Genomic DNA, 15826 nt, shown 5'->3' on the forward strand with positions numbered 1-15826 from the left:
AGTGTCTCCTCGGCTCGGCGCCCGCGGGCATGTCGCGGTGGTACCCGGTGGTCGCGCCTCGTCCTGCGGGGACACTCCGCCGTGTCCCCGCCCCACAGCAGGGCTCCGACAGTGCCCCGAAGACGCCCCCGGGCCGACTGGGCGGTTCCCCGGAGCGGGACCCGACGCTTGGGGAGCGGGGGCGGGGAGGGGTGTCCCCGCAGGACGAGCGCGCGACCCCCGGGTACAGCCGCGATGGCTCGCACGCGCCGAGCCGAGGAGACACCCCTGCCCGGCCCCGCGGACCGGCCCGCACCGCGCCCGCATCCCGATTCACGGACTGGTCCGCATCACGATCCGAACCCGCCCGCCCCGTCGAAGGAAGGGCGCCGCGCCCGGATCCCGACCCTGCGAACCGGTCCGCCGGACGTCCGAACCTGCCCGCCCCGCTGAGGGAGGTCGCAGGGCGATCCGGAGCCGCCCGCTCCCCCGGCGAGGGGATGGGCCGAGCGGGCGCCCCCGCTGCGCTTTCGAGTGACAACGCCGCACGGCCTCGGCCGCAGCCGCCCCGCCGTGGCCGAGCATCGCAGGCGGCCGGTCGTGCTCCGGTCACCAGCCGGCCGACCAGGCCGGGCACCGCGACCGCGGCGGCTCCGGGCCGCCGCCGGGAGACCACGTGTACATCCTGCTCGTCGCGAGCGCGTTCAACAGCCTCACCCAGCGAGTCCACGCCGAGCTGCGCGACCACGGCCACCGGGTGGCGGTCGAACTGGCCGCGCCCGACACCCCGCTGGCCGACACCGTACGCCGCCACCACCCCGACCTCGTCCTCGCGCCGATGCTGCGCACCGCCATCCCCGAGGACGTCTGGGCCGCGTACCCCTGCCTCGTCGTCCACCCGGGACCGGTCGGCGACCGCGGCCCCTCCTCCCTCGACCGCGCCGTCCAGGACGGCGAGACCCGATGGGGGGTCACGGTCCTGCAGGCCAACGCCGAGATGGACGCCGGGGACGTCTGGGCCACCGCCGACTGCCCGGTGCCACCCGTCGGCAAGAGCGACTTCTACCGCGGCGAGATCGCCGACGCCGCGCTGGAGGCCGTCCTGCTCGCCGTGGAGCGCTTCGCCTCCGGTACGTACGTCCCGCGCCCCCAGGAAGGCGGCCTGGCCCGGCCGCTGCTTCGCCAGGACGAGCGCCGCATCGACTGGTCGGCGGACAGCACCGAGCGCGTCCTGCGCGTCCTGCGCGCCGCCGACTCGCAGCCCGGCGTACGCGACCACCTTCTCGGCACGGACTGGTTCCTGCACGGCGGCCGCCGCGAGGACGACCTGCGCGGCCACCCCGGCGAACTGCTCGCCACCCGGGCCGGCGCCGTCTGCCGCGCCACGACCGACGGGGCCGTCTGGATCCCGGAGCTGCGCGCCCCCCGCGCCCCGGACGCACCGCCCACGCCCAGGCTCCCCGCGACCCTCGCCCTCGCGGACCGGCTGCCCCCGCTGCCCGAACTCCCCGCCCCGCCCGACAGCGGCCCCTACCGCCCCGCCTGGTCCGACATCGGCTACCACGAAGAAGGCCGGACCGGCTTCCTGACATTCTCCTTCCCCGGCGGCGCGATGAGCACCTCGCAGTGCCGCCGCCTGCTCGACGCCTACCGGACCGCCTGCGCCCGCCCCACCACCGTCCTCGTCCTGGGCGGCGGCCGCGACTTCTTCTCCAACGGCATCCACCTGGGCGTCATCGAGGCCGCCGACGACCCCGCCGAGGAGTCCTGGGCCAACATCAACGCCATGGACGACCTCGTCGAGGCCGTGCTCACCACCACCGACCGCCTCGTGGTCAGCGCCCTCGGCGGCAACGCCGCCGCCGGCGGCGCCATGCTGGCCCTCGCCGCCGACGAGGTCTGGTGCCGCTCCGGCGTCGTCCTGAACCCGCACTACCGCCTGATGGGGCTGTACGGCTCCGAGTACTGGACGTACACCCTGCCCCTGCGCGTCGGCTCCGGCCTGGCGGTGCGCCTCACCTCCGAGGCGCTGCCGCTGGGAGCCGCCGCCGCGCACCGGCTGGGGCTGGTCGACCGTACGGTCCCGTGCGCGCCCGGGGACTTCGCCGACGAGACGCAGCGCCTCGCGGTCCGGCTCGCCGCCCTGCCGGCCACCGCGTCCCGGACCGCCGCGAAGAAGGCCACCCGCGAGCTCCACGAAGGGCGCCGGCCGCTGGCCGCCTACCGGGCCGCCGAGCTGGCGCGGATGCGGCGGACCTTCTTCGATCCGGACGCCTCCTACCACGCCCTGCGCCGCGCCTTCGTGCGCAAGGAGCGCCCCGCGGCCACCCCGCCCCATCTCACCCGCGCCGCCGCGAACCGGCGCTGCGTCACTGGACTGGCCGTACCAGACGCGGCGCCGGGCCCCGGCAGCTGTTAGCAAGAAACGTGGGGCCGAGGCAGACCGCCTCCCCACCCCCTCCACACCCCTGATCCCCTCCCCGAGGAGGCAGCGCATGGCCGCAGTGACGAAGGACCCGGTCGAAGACCCCGTGATCCACATCCTCTGGATCAACGCGGGTCTGAGCTGCGACGGCGACTCCGTGTCCCTGACGGCGGCGATGCAGCCGAGCATCGAGGAGATCGTCACCGGCACCCTGCCCGGTCTCCCCAAGATCGCCGTGCACTGGCCCCTGATCGACTTCGAATGCGGCCCGGTCGGCGGCTCGGACACCTTCATCGAGTGGTTCTTCAAGGGCGAGCGCGGCGAGATCGACCCCTTCGTCCTGGTCGTCGAGGGCTCGATCCCCAACGAGTCGATCAAGCCCGAGGGCTACTGGTGCGGGTTCGGCGACGACCCGGCGACCGGCCAGCCCATCACCACCAGCGAGTGGATCGACCGGCTGGCCCCCAAGGCCCTCGCCGTCGTCGCCATCGGCACCTGCGCCACGTACGGCGGCATCCACGCCATGGAGGGCAACCCGACCGGTGCCATGGGCGTGCCCGACTACCTGGGCTGGGACTGGAAGTCGCAGGCCGGCATCCCCATCGTGTGCGTGCCGGGCTGCCCCATCCAGCCGGACAACTTCTCGGAGACCCTCACCTACCTGCTCTACCAGGCGGCGGGATCGGCCCCGATGATCCCCCTCGACGACAAGCTGCGCCCTACCTGGCTGTTCGGCGCGACCGTCCACGAGGGCTGCGACCGCGCCGGCTACTACGAGCAGGGCCAGTTCGCCCACACCTACGACTCCCCGAAGTGCCTGGTCAAGCTGGGCTGCTGGGGCCCCGTCGTGAAGTGCAACGTCCCCAAGCGCGGCTGGATGAACGGCATCGGCGGCTGTCCCAACGTCGGCGGCATCTGCATCGCCTGCACCATGCCCGGGTTCCCCGACAAGTTCATGCCCTTCATGGACGAACCCCCCGGCGCGAAGGTCTCCACCACCGCCAGCGGAGCGTACGGGGCGCTGGTCCGCAAGCTCCGGTCGGTCACCGCCCACACCGTGGACGAGGAGCCGAAGTGGCGGCGGACCGGCCGCAGCCTGACCACGGGCTACCGCCCGCCCTGGTGACGGCCCCGTTCCTCCCACACCCCGGCAGACACGCCCCGAACGCACCGAACGCACCGAAGAAGGGTCACGGCAGACACGATGGCACCGAACACGAAGGCGGCCGGCGACGGCAGCGGCCTGGTGGAGATGGCCTGGGATCCGATCACCCGGATCGTCGGCAGTCTCGGCATCCACACGAAGATCGACTTCAAGCAGAAGCGCGTCGCGGAGTGCTACAGCACCTCGTCGGTCTTCCGCGGCTACAGCGTCTTCATGCGCGGCAAGGACCCCCGCGACGCGCACTTCATCACCAGCCGCATCTGCGGGATCTGCGGCGACAACCACGCCACCTGCTCCGTTTACACGCAGAACATGGCCTACGGGGTGAAGCCGCCCCACCTCGCCGAGTGGATCATCAACCTCGGCGAGTCGGCGGAGTACATGTTCGACCACAACATCTTCCAGGAGAACCTGGTCGGGGTCGACTACTGCGAGAAGATGGTCCGCGAGACCAACCCCGGGGTCCTGGAACTCGCCGAGCGCACCGAGGCCCCGCACGCCGGTGACCACGGCTACAAGACCATCGCCGACATCATGCGCTCCCTGAACCCCATCGAGGGCGAGTTCTACCGCGAGGCCCTCCAGGTCAGCCGCTACACGCGCGAGATGTTCTGCCTGATGGAGGGCCGCCACGTGCACCCCTCCACCCTCTACCCGGGCGGCGTCGGCACCATCGCCTCCGTCCAGCTCTTCACGGACTACATGAGCCGCCTCATGCGGTACGTCGAGTTCATGAAGCGCGTCGTCCCGCTCCACGACGACCTCTTCGACTTCTTCTACGAGGCCCTGCCCGGGTACGAGGAGGTCGGCCGCCGCCGGGTGCTGCTGGGCTGCTGGGGCGCGCTCAACGACCCCGAGTACTGCGACTTCACGTACGCCAACATGACCGACTGGGGACGGAAGATGTTCGTCACCCCGGGCGTGATCGTGGACGGCAAGCTGGTCACCAACGACCTCACCGAGATCAACCTCGGCATCCGCATCCTGCTGGGCAGCTCGTACTACGACGACTGGCAGGGCCAGGAGCAGTTCGTCACGCACGACCCGCTCGGCAACCCGGTCGACCCCCGCCACCCCTGGAACCAGCACACCATCCCCGCCCCGCAGAAGCGCAACTTCGACGACAAGTACAGCTGGGTGATGTCCCCCCGCTGGTTCGACGGCAAGGACCACCTCGCCCTCGACACCGGCGGCGGCCCCATCGCCCGCCTGTGGTCCACCGCCCTGTCCGGCCTCGTCCACACCGACTACGTCCAGGCCACCGGCCACAGCGTCGTCATCAACCTGCCCCGCACCATGACCAAACCCGAGACCCGCTTCGAGTGGAAGATCCCGAAGTGGAGCAACGCGCTGGAACGCAACCGCGCCCGCACCTACTTCCAGGCGTACGCGGCCGCCATCGCCTTGCACTGCGCCGAGAAGGGCCTCGCCGAGGTCCGCGCGGGCCGCACCCAGACCTGGGAGAAGTTCGAGGTGCCGGACGAGTCCATCGGCGTCGGCTTCACCGAGGCCGTACGGGGCGTCCTCTCGCACCACATGGTCATCCGCGACGGAAGGATCGCCAACTACCACCCCTACCCGCCGACTCCGTGGAACGCCAGCACCCGCGACACCTTCGGCACGCCCGGACCGTACGAGGACGCCGTGCAGAACACCCCGATCTTCGAGGAGAACACCCCGGAGAACTTCAAGGGCATCGACATCATGCGCGCCGTGCGCAGCTTCGACCCCTGTCTGCCTTGCGGCGTCCACATGTACGTCGGCGGCGGCAGGACCGTGAAGACGATGCACGTCCCCACCGGCCTGAGCGGACTGGGCGGATGAGCGCGGCCGTCGACGCCCGGGAGGCGGGCCGCCGCGTCGAGGAGGTGCTCGACCGGCTGGCCGCCACCGGGGACCGCGCCGCGTGCGAGGCCGCCGAGGAACTCGTGCGGGTGCTCATGGAGTTCTACGGTGCCGGGCTCGCCCGGATCGCGGCGAAGCTGGGGCACGGCCCGCTGGCGGCGGCCGCGGACGACGAGCTCGTGGCGAGCCTGCTCTCCCTGCACGGCCTGCACCCCGAGGACGTGCACACCCGGATCGCCCGCGCCCTGGCCGCCGCCCCCGACCCGGTGGAGCTGCTCGGCTTCGACGAGGCCACCGGTGTCCTGCGGCTGCGCCCCGCGGCCGCCCCCACCGGCTGCGGCTGCGGGCCCGGCGGGGCGGAAACCGCCCGGCGCACGCTGGAGGACACCCTGACCTGCTTCGCCCCCGAGGTGACGAGCGTGGAGATGGAGCCCGCCACGGACCCGCAGCCCGCGCTGCTGCAGATCGGCACCCGGCCGCACAGCCCGGCACGGGTGTCGTGAGCCGGCCCGCCGCCCGTACGCAGGGCCCGCGCGGGCTGCGCCGGTTCGCCGGGCCGCGCCCGCCCCGGCCCGAGACCTGCGAGCTGTGCGGGGTGGTGGTGCCCGCCGGGCACCGCCACCTCGTGGAGACCGAGAAGCGGACGCTGGTCTGCGCCTGCACCGCCTGCTCCCTGCTGTTCGACCGCCCCGGCGCCCGGACCGGCCGCTACCGGGCCGTCCCCGACCGCTACCTGACCGACCCGGAGCACCGGCTCGACGACGGGGTGTGGGAACGGCTCCAAATCCCCGTCGGCGTCGCCTTCTTCTTCCGCAACGCCGCCCTGGACCGGCTGGTCGCGCTCTACCCCAGCCCGGCCGGGGCGACGGAGAGCGAACTCGATCCGCAGACATGGCAGCAGGTCCTCGACGGCGGGCCGTTGGCCGCCCTGCTCGAACCCGACACCGAAGCCCTGCTCGTGCACCGCTGGGAGGGCCGCTCCGGCTGCTACCTCGTGCCGATCGACGCCTGCTACGAACTGGTGGGCCGGATGCGGATGCTGTGGCAGGGCTTCGACGGAGGGGCCGAGGCGCGGGCCGCGCTCGGCGCCTTCTTCGACGATGTCGAACGGCGGGCCAGGCCCCTCGCGCCCACGGGGGACCGGTCATGACGGGCTTCGACTTCACCTGCACCGGCGTGCGGGCCGACCCGTACGCCGCCGGCCCCACCCTCGTCTTCCGGCTGCGCGTCACCGCCGACCCGGACACCCGCGTGCACGCCCTCGCCCTGCGCTGCCAGATCCGCATCGAACCGGCCCGCCGTGCTTACGGCCCCGCCGAGGCGGAGGGCCTCGCGGACCTGTTCGGCGAGCGCTCCCGGTGGGGCACCACGCTCCAACCCGTGCAGTTCGCCCAGGTGTCGGTCATGGTGCCCGGCTTCACCGGGGAGACCGAGACGGATTTGGCCGTGCCCTGCACCTACGACATGGACATCGCCGCGACCCGCTACTTCGAAGCCCTGGAGGACGGCGAAGTCCCGCTGCTGATGCTGTTCTCCGGCACCGCCTTCACCGGTGAAGCCGGCTTCCGGGTCGAGCCGGTGCCCTGGGACCGCGAAGCCTCGTACCGGATGCCCGTGGCCGTCTGGCGCGAGATGGTCGAGCAGCACTTCCCCGGCTGCGGCTGGCTGCGGCTGCCCCGGGCCACCATGGCCGAGCTGCTCGCCTACCGCTCCCGCCACGCGCTCGCCTCCTGGGAGGCGACCGTACGCGCCCTGCTGGACGCGTCCGATCCCGCGCAGCCGCCCCCGCCCGGAGCCGTCCGGCCGGGTGCCCTGCGCCCGCGCCTCACCGAGAGGACGGCCCCGTGACCACGACCGACGGCTGCGTGGCGGCGACGGCCACCGCGGACCCGCGTTTCGCCGCCGCCCGGCAGGTGGCGGACGCCGTCCTCCTGGAGGGGTACGTCCTCTACCCGTACCGCGCCTCCGCGGCCAAGAACCGGCTGCGCTGGCAGTTCGGGGTCCTGGTACCCCCCGCGTGGGGGCCCGCCCACGGCGAGCACGCCTTCCAGCAGACCGAGGTCCTGATGGAGCCGAAGGGCGACGCGAGCCTCGCCCTGGAGCTGCGCTTCCTGCACGCGCAGCGGCGTACGGTCCAGCAGGCCCTGGACGGCGGGGGCTTCGCCGAGGTCGACGAGCTGCACCTGGCCGACCGGGTCCTCGTCCCCTGGGACGAAGGGACCGAGGAGCATGTCGAACTGAAGGTTTCGGTGGCCGAGTTGACGGGTGATGGCATCACCGTCCCGTTCACCCGCCCCGCCCGCGACGACATCGAGACCGTCCTCGGCGCCGACGGGCGGACGGCGGGCCGGCTGGTCCGCCGCACCGAGGAGATCGAGGGAGTGTTGCGGCTGCGGGCCGTGGAACTCGACGGCGCCTACCGGGTGTTCAGGCTCACGGCCGTCGTGGAGAACACCAGCCCGTGGGCCCCCGGAGCCGACGCCGACGCCGGACCCGTAACCGACGCCGTCCCCGCCGACCGGGAGGCGGCCCTGCCCCGTTCTCTGGTCGCCGCCCACCTCCTGCTGGGCCTCGACTCCGGCTCCTTCCTGTCCATGACCGACCCGCCAGAGTGGGGCAGGGAGGCCGTCGCCGCCTGCCAGAACCTCCACACCTGGCCGGTGCTCGCAGGCGAGGCGGGCCGCGCCGACGTGGTCCTGTCCTCCCCGATCATCCTGGAGGACCACCCGGCCATCGCGCCCGAGAGTGCGGGCGCCATGTACGACGCCACCGAGATCGACGAGATCCTCGCCCTGCGCACGGCGGCCCTGACCGACCAGGAGAAGCGCGAGGCGCGCGGCACCGACGCCCGGGCGGCCGCCGTCATCGACCTCGCCGACTCCCTGCCTCCCGAGGTGCTGGAGCGCCTGCACGGCGCCGTACGCTCCCTGCGGGAGGTCACCGGCCCGGAGGGGCCGGAGCAGATCCTCGAAATCCCGGACGAAGAAGCGGTGTTCAGGCCGGACACACCCTGGTGGGACCCCGCCGGCGCGGACACCGCCGATCCGGCCCGCGACCGGATCACCATCGACGGCGCCCCCGTCGGCCCGGGCAGTCGCGTCCTGCTCCGCCCCGGGCCGCGCCGCACCGACGCCCAGGACCTCTTCCTCCACGGCCGCGCGGCCCTGGTCGAAGCCGTGCTCCACGACGTCGACGGGGGAGTGCACCTCGCGGTCACGGTGGACGACGACCCCGGCGCGGACATCCGGCGGGAACAGGGCCGCTTCCTCTACTTCCAGCCCGACGAGGTCACCCTGCTGGAGGGCGCGTGAACCCCAAGGTCCTGATCGCGGGCATCGGCAACGTCTTTCTCGGTGACGACGGCTTCGGCGTGGAGACCGTACGGGCCCTGTCCGCGCACCGGTTGCCCGACGGGGTCGAGGTGGTGGACTTCGGCGTGCGCGGGGTCCACCTCGCCTACCAGCTCCTCGACGGCTACGACACGCTCGTGCTGGTCGACGCCACCGCCCGCGGCGGCGCACCGGGCACGCTCTACCTCATCGAGGCGGAGTCGGGCGCGGCCGCGGGTGCGGGCGCCGGCCCACAGACCGCCGCCGGCCCCGGTGAGGGCCCCGTGCTGGACGGCCACCACATGTCGCCCGACACCGTGCTCGCGCTCCTGGACGCCCTGTGCGCCGGAACCGGCGCCACCCCGCCGCGGCGCACGCTGGTCCTCGGCTGCGAACCGGCCTGCGTCGAGGAGGGGATCGGACTGAGCGCCCCCGTCGCCGCCGCCGTACCCGAAGCCGTCCGCATGGCCCTGGACCTGCTCGAACGTCCGGCCACCGACGAAGCCGGCGCACCCCGCCGCGAACTGAGGAGAACCCCATGAAGAAAGCCATCATCGGCGGGGCCGCCGTCGCCGCCCTCACCGCCGTCATGCTCATGGTCGCCCCCGACATCAGGCGCTACCTGCGCATGCGCCGGATGTGACCCCGCTGCCGCCGCACCCCCCGCCGAACGGCGTACGGGGGATGCGGCGCACCGGCGTGCCCGACCGCCGCACCCCCGTCCCGCCGGTGTAATGAGCCCCGGCAGGACGGAGTCCGATGCACGAGATGTCGATCGCCATGGCCGTCGTGGGCCAGGTGGAAGAAGCCGCCAGGGCGGGCGGCGCGCACGCCGTCACGTCCGTACGGCTCCAAGTGGGAGAGCTGGCGGGCGTGGTGCCCGACGCGCTGGCCTTCTGCTTCGAACTGGCCTGTGCCGGGACCGTACTCGACGGCGCGGAGCTCGTCACCGAAACCCTGGCCGCCCGCGCCCGCTGCGGGACCTGCCCCGGCACCTGGGCCGTCGGGATGCCCCCCGAGCTGTGCTGCCCGGCCTGCGGCAGGGCCACGGACGTGGAACTGCTGTCGGGCCGCGAGCTGGAGATCCTCAGCGTCCGCTGGGAAGACGGCCCCGCCGGCGCCCGTACCCGCGAACCGATTCCCGAGGAGGCCTGAACCATGTGCCGAGTGGTCGATCTGCGGCAGGCGGTACTCGCCAAGAACGACGGCGTCGCCCAAGCCCTGCGCGAGGAACTCACCGCCCGCGGGACGACGGTGGTCAACCTGCTCTCCAGCCCCGGCAGCGGGAAGACGGCGCTCCTGGAGCGCGAGCTGCTCCTGGCACGCGAACGATCGGTACCGGTCGCCGCGCTCACGGCGGACCTGGCCACCGAGAACGACGCGCTGCGGCTGGCCCGTTCGGGCGTACCCGTCAAGCAGGTGCTCACGGACGGGCTGTGCCACCTGGAGGCCGGGATGCTCGGCCGGCACCTGGACGGCTGGCTGCCCGAGGACACCCGGCTGCTCTTCGTGGAGAACGTGGGCAACCTGGTCTGCCCGGCCGGCTACGACCTGGGGGAGTCGCTGCGGGTGGTGCTCGCCTCGGTGACCGAGGGCGAGGACAAGCCGCTCAAGTACCCGTCCGCCTTCGGACTGGCGCAGCTGGTGGTCGTCACCAAGACCGACATCGCGCAGGCCGTCGAGTTCGACGAGGCCGCCTTCCGCGCCAACGTCGAACGGGTCAACCCCGGTGTGGAGATCGTCATGACCTCGGCCCGCAAAGGCGAGGGCCTGGGCCTCCTGCTGGACCGGGCGCTGGCGGCGGGGGCGGGAGGCGGGACGCACACCCCGGTGATGGCCCGCCGGCAGCAGGTGACCGGCCACGACCACGGATCCGTGCACGGCCACGACCACGGCCACGGGCACCTGCACGGCCACGACCACGGTTGCGATCACGGGTCCGACCACCACCACGGGCCCGGCCACACCCGCGACCACACCCCTGCCCACGGCGCCGATCACGACCACGATCACCGGCACGACCACGATCACCGGCACGACGACGGGCACCCGCAGGTCCGGCCCGCCGCCCAGACCCGCTGATGGAGCCGGTGCAGCGCCGCCGGGTCACCGTCCGCGGCGTGGTCCAGGGCGTCGGCTTCCGCCCCTACGTCTACACGCGCGCCACCGGACTCGGCCTCGCCGGGCACGTCACCAACACCCCCGAGGGAGTCGTCGCCGAGGTCGAGGGCGCCCCGGCCGCCGTATCGCGGTTCTGCGAGCACCTCGCGGCGGACGCACCGCCGCTGGCCGTCGTGGACGCCGTCGACCACCACGAGGTCCCCGTCGCGGGCGGCGCCGGATTCACGATCACCGCATCGCGGGGCGGCGGCCCCGCCCGGACGCTCGTCTCCCCGGACGTGGCGACCTGCGCCGACTGCCTCGCCGAACTCGCGGACCCGGCCGACCGGCGCCACCGGCACCCCTTCATCACCTGCACCCACTGCGGACCGCGGTTCACCATCGTCACCGGGCTGCCGTACGACCGAGCACACACCACCATGGCCCGCTTCCCCATGTGCCCCGACTGCGCCCGCGAGTACGCCGATCCCGCAGACCGGCGCTTCCACGCGCAGCCGGTCGCCTGCCCGGCCTGCGGCCCCCGGCTGGCCCTGCTCACCGGGCGGCCGCCCCGCGAGACCCCGGACGGCGGCACCGACCCGATCGCCGCGGCCCGCCGGCTCCTGGCGGCCGGGGCGATCCTCGCCGTCAAGGGCCTCGGCGGCTACCACCTGGCCTGCGACGCCACGCACCCGGGCGCCGTGGCCGAGCTGCGCCGCCGCAAGGCCCGCGGCGACAAGCCCTTCGCCCTGATGGCCCGCGGTATCGGCGACGCCGAGCGGCTCGCGCACATCGGCCCCGAGGAACGCGCCCTGCTGCAGTGCGGCGTACGGCCCATCGTGCTGCTGCGCCGCCGCGACGGCCGTGACGGGACGGCCCCCGCGGCCGCCGCCGGCGCGCCCGGCGCCGTACTCGCCGACGGTGTGGCCCCGCGCTGTCCCGACCTCGGCGTGATGCTCCCGTACACCCCCGTCCACCACCTGCTCCTCGGGCTGCCCGGCGACCCGCCCGGCCCCCGGCTGCTCGTCATGACCAGCGGGAACCTCGCGGGAGAGCCCATCGTCACCGACGACGACGAGGCCCTGGAGCGGCTCGCCGGCCTCGCCGACGCCTGGCTCACCCACGACCGCCCCATCCACGTGCCGTGCGACGACTCCGTGGTGCGGGTCTGCGACGGCGAGACGCTGACCGTACGCCGCGCCCGCGGCTACGCCCCGCTGCCGATCACCCTGCCCGTACCGGTCCCCGCGACCCTCGCCGCGGGCGGCGACCTGAAGAACACCTTCTGCCTCGGCGAGGGCCGCCGGGCCTGGCTGTCCGCCCACATCGGCGACATGGACGACCTCGCCACCCAGTACGCCCTCGAACGCGCCGAGCGGCAGCTGGAGTCCGTCACCGGTGTCAGCCCCGGACTGCTCGCGGCGGACCGGCACCCGGGCTACCGCTCCGCCCAGTGGGCGCGGCGCGCCGCCGGATCCCGGCCGCTCGTCCGCGTCCAGCACCACCACGCGCACATCGCCTCCGCCATGGCGGAACACGGCCTGGACGGCGAACGCCCGGTGATCGGCGTCGCCTTCGACGGCACCGGCTACGGCGACGACGGCGCGGTGTGGGGCGGCGAGGTCCTCCTCGCCGACTACGCCGGGTACACCCGGTTCGCCCACCTCGGCTACGTACCGCTGCCCGGCGGTGACGCCGCCGTGCACCGCCCGTACCGGATGGCCCTGGCCCATCTGCGGGCGGCCGGTCTGGACCGGACCCCGGACCTGCCCTGCGTCGCAGTTTGCCCGGCAGATGAACTGCGCGTCCTGGAGAGGCAATTGGAGCGCGGCCTGAACTGCGTCCCGACCTCCAGCATGGGGCGGCTCTTCGACGCCGTCTCCTCGCTGGCGGGCGTCTGCCACCACGCCGGCTACGAGGCCCAGGCGGCGATCGAACTGGAGGCGGCGGCCCTCCGCGCGGGCGGAACCGGTCCCGACTACGCCTTCGGGCTGCGCGTCCCGCCGCACCCCGCCGCCGGCCCGTCCGCCGCAGGACCGGCCGCCTCCGCACCGGTCGTCGCCGATCCGGCGCCGCTGCTCGCGGCCGTCGTGGCCGACGTACGCGCGGGCACCGACCCGGGGCTGATCGCCGCCGGCTTCCACACCTGCGTCGCCGCCCTCGTCGCTGAGCTCTGCGGGCTCGCGCGAGAGCGGCACGGCCTGGACACCGTCGCGCTGACCGGCGGCGTCTTCGCCAACACCCTGCTGTCCTCGGCGTGCGCCCGCACCCTGCGGGCGGCCGGGTTCACCGTCCTGCGTCACGGCCGGGTCCCCCCGAACGACGGCGGGCTGTCCCTCGGCCAGCTCATGGTGGCGGCGGCCGCCACCCCGGAGCACCACCCACAGCAAGGAGAAGCCCATGTGCCTGGCGGTACCCGGCAGAGTGCTTGACATCGGGGAGAAGGACGGCACCCGCATGGCTACCGTCGACTTCGGCGGCGTGCAGAAGGAGGTGTGCCTGGAGTACCTGCCGGACCTCCAGGTCGGCGAGTACGCCATCGTCCACGTCGGTTTCGCCCTCCAGCGCCTCGACGAGGAGTCGGCCCGCCAGACCCTCGCGCTCTTCGAGGAACTCGGCATGCTCCAAGAGGAGTTCGGCGATCCGTGGGAGCAGGCGGCCGCCCAGGCCGGCGCCGACTCCCCGTGGCCCTTCGCCGACGGGCCGTTCGCCGACGGGCCGGACGCGGGAGAGGCCACCGCACCCCAGGAAGCCCGGACAGCCCAGGAAGGCCGGCAGTGAAGTACATCGAAGAGTTCCAGGACCCCGCCCTCGCGCGCAGGCTGCTCGACGACATCCACGCCACCGTCACCCGCCCGTGGGCGCTGATGGAGGTGTGCGGCGGCCAGACCCACACGATCATCCGGCACGGCATCGACCAACTCCTCCCCGAACAGGTTGAATTGATCCACGGGCCGGGCTGCCCGGTGTGCGTCACCCCGCTGGAGGTCATCGACAAGGCACTGGAGATCGCCTCCCGCCCCGACGTGATCTTCTGCTCCTTCGGAGACATGCTGCGGGTGCCCGGCACCGGCCGGGACCTGTTCCAGGTGCGCAGCGAGGGCGGCGACGTACGCGTCGTCTACTCCCCGCTCGACGCCCTGCGGATCGCCCAGGAGAACCCGCAGCGCCAGGTGGTGTTCTTCGGCATCGGCTTCGAGACCACCGCCCCGCCCAACGCCATGACCGTCCACCAGGCGAAGAAGCTCGGCATCCACAACTTCAGCCTGCTGGTCTCCCACGTCCGGGTGCCCCCGGCGATCGAGGCGATCATGCGGTCGCCGAGCTGCCGCGTCCAGGGCTTCCTGGCCGCCGGGCACGTGTGCAGCGTGATGGGCGTGAGCGAGTACCCCGAGCTGGCCGCGCGCCACCGCGTACCCATCGTCGTCACGGGATTCGAACCGCTGGACATCCTGGAGGGCGTACGCCGGGCCGTGCGGCAGCTGGAACGCGGCGAGCACACCGTCGACAACGCCTACGCGCGCGCCGTCCGCCCGGAGGGCAACCCGGCGGCCCTCGCCATGCTGGAGGACGTCTTCGAGGTCACCGACCGGGCCTGGCGCGGCATCGGCGTCATCCCGGACAGCGGGTGGCGGCTGTCCGCCCGCTACCGCGACTTCGACGCCGAACACCGCTTCTCGGTCAGCGGCATCAACACCCGGGAGCCCGCGGAGTGCCGTAGCGGCGAGGTGCTCCAGGGGCTGCTGAAACCGCACGAGTGCGAGGCCTTCGGCACCCTGTGCACCCCGCGCAGCCCGCTCGGCGCCACCATGGTCTCCAGCGAGGGGGCCTGCGCCGCGTACTACCTCTACCGGCGGCTGGAGCTGAAGACCGTACCCGCCGCGACCACCCCGCAGGAGGCGAGCCCCGTTGTCTGACGCCGGTACCACCCTCGACATCACGGGCTGGACCTGCCCGGCGCCGCTGCGCGACCGCCCGCGCGTGGTGATGGGCCACGGAGGCGGTGGCGCACTCTCCGCCGAGCTGGTCCAGCACCTGTTCGCCCCGGCCTTCGGCGGTGAGGTGCTGGCCCAGCTGGGGGACTCGGCGGCCGTCTCCCTCGGCGGCGTCCGGCTGGCCTTCTCCACCGACTCCTACGTGGTGCGCCCGCTGTTCTTCCCGGGCGGCGGCATCGGCGACCTGGCGGTCAACGGCACCGTGAACGACCTGGCCATGAGCGGGGCGTGCGCGGCGTACCTGTCCTGCGGCTTCATCCTGGAGGAGGGCGTCGAGATGTCCGTGGTGGCGCGCGTCGCCGAGACCATGGGCGCCGCCGCACGCACGGCGGGCGTGGAGATCGCGACCGGCGACACCAAGGTCGTGGAGTCGGGCCACGGTGACGGCGTCTACATCAACACGGCCGGCATCGGGATCATCCCCGACGGAGTGGACCTGCGCCCGCAGCGGGTCGTGCCGGGCGACGTCGTGATCGTCAGCGGTGGGATCGGACTCCACGGAGTGGCGATCATGAGCGTCCGGGAGGGCCTGGAGTTCGGCGTGGACGTCGAGAGCGACTGCGCGGCCCTCGGCGGTCTCGTACAGACCATGCTCGCCGTCACCCCCGACCTGCACGTCCTGCGCGATCCCACCCGGGGCGGCCTCGCGGCCTCGCTGAACGAGATCGCGGCCGCCTCGGGCACCGGAGTCGTCATCCACGAGCGCAGCGTCCCGGTCCCCGCGGCCGTCGCCAACGCCTGCGCGATCCTCGGCCTCGACCCGCTGTACGTCGCGAACGAGGGCAAGCTGGTCGCGTTCGTCCCGCGCGAGCACGCCGACGCCGTACTGGATGCCATGCGCGCCCACCCGCTGGGCCGGGGCGCGACGGTGATCGGCGAGGCCGTGGACGCCCACCCGGGCCTGGTGGTCGCCCGTACGGCCCTCGGCGGCACCCGCGTCGTCGACCTGCCGATCGGCGAGCAGCTGCCGCGCATCTGCTGACGGCCC

15 protein-coding genes are annotated in these 15826 nt (G+C 73.5%); all 15 read left to right on the plus strand.

Going from position 1 to position 15826, the window contains the following annotated elements:
• Positions 1–655 precede the first annotated feature (655 nt).
• The 15 genes from AB0F82_RS20580 to hypE all read left to right on the plus strand — a co-directional run bounded on the left by AB0F82_RS20580 (position 656) and on the right by hypE (position 15820).
• A complete protein-coding gene (locus AB0F82_RS20580) occupies positions 656–2398 on the plus strand; it encodes an enoyl-CoA hydratase-related protein (protein WP_362629684.1) in 1743 nt (580 codons plus the stop codon).
• Positions 2399–2474: 76 nt separating this feature from the next.
• A complete protein-coding gene (locus AB0F82_RS20585; RefSeq protein WP_362629687.1) occupies positions 2475–3530 on the plus strand; it encodes a hydrogenase expression protein HypE in 1056 nt (351 codons plus the stop codon).
• Between the two features lie 78 nt (positions 3531–3608).
• A complete protein-coding gene (locus AB0F82_RS20590) occupies positions 3609–5393 on the plus strand; it encodes a nickel-dependent hydrogenase large subunit (protein WP_362629690.1) in 1785 nt (594 codons plus the stop codon).
• Positions 5390–5917 carry a hypothetical protein gene (locus tag AB0F82_RS20595; RefSeq protein WP_362629693.1) on the plus strand — a complete coding sequence of 176 codons (528 nt, stop codon included), beginning with the start codon at positions 5390–5392 and terminating at the stop codon, positions 5915–5917. Before AB0F82_RS20590 ends, AB0F82_RS20595 begins: the two co-directional genes overlap by 4 nt.
• Positions 5914–6564, plus strand: coding sequence for a DUF5947 family protein (locus AB0F82_RS20600; RefSeq protein ID WP_362629696.1), 651 nt, complete (start codon positions 5914–5916; stop codon positions 6562–6564). The genes AB0F82_RS20595 and AB0F82_RS20600 overlap by 4 nt, the downstream gene beginning before the upstream one ends.
• A complete protein-coding gene (locus AB0F82_RS20605; protein ID WP_356813864.1) occupies positions 6561–7262 on the plus strand; it encodes a DUF6084 family protein in 702 nt (233 codons plus the stop codon). The genes AB0F82_RS20600 and AB0F82_RS20605 overlap by 4 nt, the downstream gene beginning before the upstream one ends.
• Positions 7263–7279: 17 nt before the next feature.
• Positions 7280–8725 carry a hypothetical protein gene (locus AB0F82_RS20610; protein WP_436842124.1) on the plus strand — a complete coding sequence of 482 codons (1446 nt, stop codon included), beginning with the start codon at positions 7280–7282 and terminating at the stop codon, positions 8723–8725.
• Entirely contained in the window at positions 8722–9285 is a 564-nt protein-coding gene (locus AB0F82_RS20615) for a hydrogenase maturation protease (protein WP_356813861.1), read from the plus strand. The genes AB0F82_RS20610 and AB0F82_RS20615 overlap by 4 nt, the downstream gene beginning before the upstream one ends.
• On the plus strand, positions 9282–9386 hold the full coding sequence (locus AB0F82_RS38725; protein ID WP_390073813.1) for a DUF6893 family small protein: 105 nt from the start codon (positions 9282–9284) through the stop codon (positions 9384–9386). The genes AB0F82_RS20615 and AB0F82_RS38725 overlap by 4 nt, the downstream gene beginning before the upstream one ends.
• A 116-nt stretch (positions 9387–9502) precedes the next feature.
• Positions 9503–9898 (plus strand): hydrogenase maturation nickel metallochaperone HypA, encoded by a 396-nt coding sequence (locus AB0F82_RS20620; protein WP_362629702.1) that lies wholly within the window; start codon positions 9503–9505, stop codon positions 9896–9898.
• 3 nt (positions 9899–9901) lie between these two features.
• A complete protein-coding gene (gene hypB / locus AB0F82_RS20625; protein WP_362629705.1) occupies positions 9902–10825 on the plus strand; it encodes a hydrogenase nickel incorporation protein HypB in 924 nt (307 codons plus the stop codon).
• Positions 10825–13275 (plus strand): carbamoyltransferase HypF, encoded by a 2451-nt coding sequence (hypF, locus tag AB0F82_RS20630; RefSeq protein WP_362629708.1) that lies wholly within the window; start codon positions 10825–10827, stop codon positions 13273–13275. Before hypB ends, hypF begins: the two co-directional genes overlap by 1 nt.
• Complete coding sequence (locus tag AB0F82_RS20635) at positions 13244–13624, plus strand: HypC/HybG/HupF family hydrogenase formation chaperone (protein WP_356813855.1); 381 nt, start codon at positions 13244–13246, stop codon at positions 13622–13624. The genes hypF and AB0F82_RS20635 overlap by 32 nt, the downstream gene beginning before the upstream one ends.
• Entirely contained in the window at positions 13621–14760 is a 1140-nt protein-coding gene (gene hypD, locus AB0F82_RS20640) for a hydrogenase formation protein HypD (RefSeq protein WP_356813854.1), read from the plus strand. Before AB0F82_RS20635 ends, hypD begins: the two co-directional genes overlap by 4 nt.
• A 70-nt stretch (positions 14761–14830) precedes the next feature.
• Positions 14831–15820: a hydrogenase expression/formation protein HypE gene (gene hypE / locus AB0F82_RS20645; protein ID WP_362630034.1), complete on the plus strand. Its 990-nt coding sequence runs from the start codon at positions 14831–14833 to the stop codon at positions 15818–15820.
• Positions 15821–15826: the final 6 nt, after the last annotated feature.

The organism is Streptomyces virginiae, assembly GCF_040638905.1.
Classification (GTDB): Bacteria; Actinomycetota; Actinomycetes; order Streptomycetales; family Streptomycetaceae; genus Streptomyces; species Streptomyces virginiae_B.

Bases quoted from the DNA above. Each gene is read 5' to 3' on its own strand.
- AB0F82_RS20585 (WP_362629687.1), top strand. From the start codon at position 2,475: ATGGCCGCAGTGACGAAGGACCCGGTCGAAGACCCCGTGATCCACATC.
- AB0F82_RS38725 (WP_390073813.1), top strand. From the start codon at position 9,282: ATGAAGAAAGCCATCATCGGCGGGGCCGCCGTCGCCGCCCTCACCGCC.
- AB0F82_RS20620 (WP_362629702.1), top strand. From the start codon at position 9,503: ATGCACGAGATGTCGATCGCCATGGCCGTCGTGGGCCAGGTGGAAGAA.
- hypE (WP_362630034.1), top strand. From the start codon at position 14,831: ATGGGCCACGGAGGCGGTGGCGCACTCTCCGCCGAGCTGGTCCAGCAC.
- AB0F82_RS20590 (WP_362629690.1), top strand. From the start codon at position 3,609: ATGGCACCGAACACGAAGGCGGCCGGCGACGGCAGCGGCCTGGTGGAG.
- hypB (WP_362629705.1), top strand. From the start codon at position 9,902: ATGTGCCGAGTGGTCGATCTGCGGCAGGCGGTACTCGCCAAGAACGAC.
- AB0F82_RS20635 (WP_356813855.1), top strand. From the start codon at position 13,244: ATGTGCCTGGCGGTACCCGGCAGAGTGCTTGACATCGGGGAGAAGGAC.
- AB0F82_RS20595 (WP_362629693.1), top strand. From the start codon at position 5,390: ATGAGCGCGGCCGTCGACGCCCGGGAGGCGGGCCGCCGCGTCGAGGAG.
- hypF (WP_362629708.1), top strand. From the start codon at position 10,825: ATGGAGCCGGTGCAGCGCCGCCGGGTCACCGTCCGCGGCGTGGTCCAG.
- AB0F82_RS20605 (WP_356813864.1), top strand. From the start codon at position 6,561: ATGACGGGCTTCGACTTCACCTGCACCGGCGTGCGGGCCGACCCGTAC.